The sequence below is a fragment of the Hyphomonas sp. genome (assembly GCF_013823385.1).
Lineage (GTDB): Bacteria > Pseudomonadota > Alphaproteobacteria > Caulobacterales > Hyphomonadaceae > Hyphomonas.
In genome coordinates this window covers 1-2,597 of sequence record NZ_PNMA01000097.1, presented here as the reverse complement: position 1 = coordinate 2,597, position 2,597 = coordinate 1, and the positions used below count along the sequence as shown (strand labels likewise).

The following is a 2,597-nucleotide window of genomic DNA, read 5'->3' as shown; positions in this document are numbered from 1 at the left end:
CCGCTCTTATTCGTGACGATGTTGTTCTTAGGGAGATCAATCGTTGGCGGCAGCGGGCGTTTGAGCAGGCCGAGTGCCTCCGCTGCGTCTATTTCATCGCGTGGGATCGAGAGGCTTGCGGTTGTGATGGAGGGGCTCGGACGTTCAGCGGCACGGCCGCACTGGCTATGTCGGGGCGGGCCTGAGGGCGGCGGCGATGATCCGGAACAGGGTGGCGTCGGGACACGCGGAAGCGAAGGCGACCCGGATGCGGGAGGCGGTCTCGATGACGCGTGCGGCGACTTTGAGGAGCCGCAGGCGTAGGGTCGCGAACTCAGCGTTGGCGAGCGGGGCTGCCTTGGGGATGACCTGCTGGATGCGCCACATCAGCCAGAATGCGGCGGTGTGCAGGATCAGCCGCATCTGATTGGCGTTGGCTGATCGGCATGACGTGCGATCGCTGGCGAGCTGGGCCTTGTGCAACTTGATGAGGTTTTCGGCCTGGCCGCGGGCGCAGTAGAGTGTGTCGTAGATGTGCTCGGCCGAGCCCTGCTCGAGCGAGGTGACGACGTAGCGGATATCCATGCCGAGCGTGCTGGCCTCGATCCGGGCGACGACACGGCGCTGGCATTTCCAGCTTTTCGCCCCGTAGCGGGTCTGGGCATAATTTCGCAGGACTACGTGCTGTTCCTCGGCCCGCTTGACCGTGCAGGCATCGGCAATCTTCACGATCTGTGGATCGGCGCGCAGCACAGCGTTGGTGGGCAGGCCGAAGACATAATCGATGCCCTGTGCCTCGCAGAAGTTCATGACCTCGGGTCTGCCGTAGTGGCCGTCGCCCCGGATCGTGATGTGGGTCGTGGGCCAGTGCCTCTGGATCTGCCGCACCAGGCGACGGATGTGGCCCGCGGCCTCCGCGCCGCTCGGCGTCTTGCCGGTGCGCAGCAGCATGGCGACCGGCCGCCCCGTTGCCGTGTCGTAGACGTGGATCGGCAGGAAACAGCGCTCACCGTGATGCCCGTTCCAGAACGATAACTGCTGGTAGCCGTGCACGACATCGCAGGTGTCATCGATGTCCAGCGTCACCGCCTCGGGCGGGGATGGATAACTGGCGCAGTAGATGTCGACCATCGCGGCCATCATGCGGGCCAGCTCGCGCGTGGTGGGTGCGTTTTCCCAGCGGCTCATCGTCGGTTGGCTGGCAAGGCCCGCGCCCGAACCCGGTAGCTTGCCCAGCGCCAGGCGGAAGCCGGGATCGTCACGCAGGGCGTCGAGGTCGTCGGCGTCCTCGTAGCCGCAGGCAATCGCCAGAACCCGAGCCCGCAGGATGTCATCCAGCTTGTGGACCACCCGCGAAGGATCGCGCCGATCGGCGATGCAGGTGGCCAGCTGCCTGCAGATGTCCATCTCGCGCTCGGCCTGCGCCAATAGCAGAACCCCGCCGTCCGACGTGATGCGACCGCCGTCGAAGGCAGCCGTGACTTTCTTGCGTTGGACCGCTGGGAATCGAAATGAGCTTGAGGTAACGTCGGTCATGGCGGGTGTGGCCTATGGCAATTTCTGTCCCGGAGCAGGGACGGCTTAGACACCCAATTTCTTACTTCAGAACAGAGCTTTACGCTACTCCCGCCTACCGCTCAGACACCCCTTGGTGCATAAGAGCGGCTAAGCCGTCGTTTCTCCGCAGCATGCCGAATGACCAGCACTACCAAAAGCCGACAATCCGTGTTCGCATGACCTGTGCGGCATATCGAAAGGCGTTCAATCGAGCAGAACTGGTTCAGCTTGCCGCGCCACGCGGCGATACCTGCGATCGATTTCCTCCCAATTCAGGTTGGCCATGAACGCATCGACGTATTTCGCGGCCGCCGTGCCATAGTCCATGTGATAGGCATGCTCATACATGTCGAGCGCGATCAGCGGCACGCTGGCGACAGGCTGGTGCATGTGATCCCAAGCCCAGTAATTGTGCAGACTGGCGGTGTGGAGATTCCACGCCAGAACGCACCAGCCCGATCCGCCGGCCAGCGACATCGCGGTGCGCCTGAACTCCGTATCCCACGCCGCGAACGAGCCGAAGGCCGCTGCTATGGCCTTCTGCACTTCTCCCGCCGCCGCACCATCGCCGCCGAGTGCACCAAAATACTGCTCATGCAGAATCACTGACCCGGTGCGGTGCAGTTCCTCGCGCTTGAGCCCGCCATAAACGATCGCGGGAAAGTCCTTGTCCGCCAGCGACGCCGCCAACCGACCCTCGATCATGTTCAGCGTGCGCACTGACCCGATGTAGTTGTTATCGTAGTGTGAGCGGATGAGCTTTTCGGACAGGCCGATGAGCTTGGCAGGATCGAACGCCAGCGGCACTGGCTTGTGATTGCCCGCGAAGGCTGGCGACAGGGCTGGCGTTTGCGCAGATGCGGGGGCACCTGCGGCGGCTGCAGCCAAGCCAACACCCACGATCCCCATGGCGCTGCGGCGGTCAACTTCGGTCATATGTCATTTCCCTTGATCAAAGACTACCCAGAGCCAGGCCAGCTACGGCAAGAACGGCGAGCATGCGAAAGATGCTCCACTTCAGCGCAAACAGTATGACAGCCGCCAGCACGGATAGCACGCCC

The 2,597-nt window shown here is 63.2% G+C and carries 2 protein-coding genes; both read right to left on the bottom strand.

Features of this window, described 5'->3' with window-relative positions:
• Window positions 1-165 precede the first annotated feature (165 nt).
• Window positions 166-1,515 (bottom strand): IS1380 family transposase, encoded by a 1,350-nt coding sequence (locus C0456_RS19970; protein WP_068306123.1) that lies wholly within the window; start codon window positions 1,513-1,515, stop codon window positions 166-168.
• Between the two features lie 225 nt (window positions 1,516-1,740).
• Complete coding sequence (locus C0456_RS19965; RefSeq protein ID WP_110300256.1) at window positions 1,741-2,472, bottom strand: superoxide dismutase; 732 nt, start codon at window positions 2,470-2,472, stop codon at window positions 1,741-1,743.
• Between the last annotated feature and the right edge of the window lie 125 nt (window positions 2,473-2,597).

Excerpts from the sequence above, each read along its gene's own strand:
- C0456_RS19970 (WP_068306123.1), bottom strand. The coding sequence starts at position 1,515 with ATGACCGACGTTACCTCAAGCTCATTTCGATTCCCAGCGGTCCAACGC.
- C0456_RS19965 (WP_110300256.1), bottom strand. The coding sequence starts at position 2,472 with ATGACCGAAGTTGACCGCCGCAGCGCCATGGGGATCGTGGGTGTTGGC.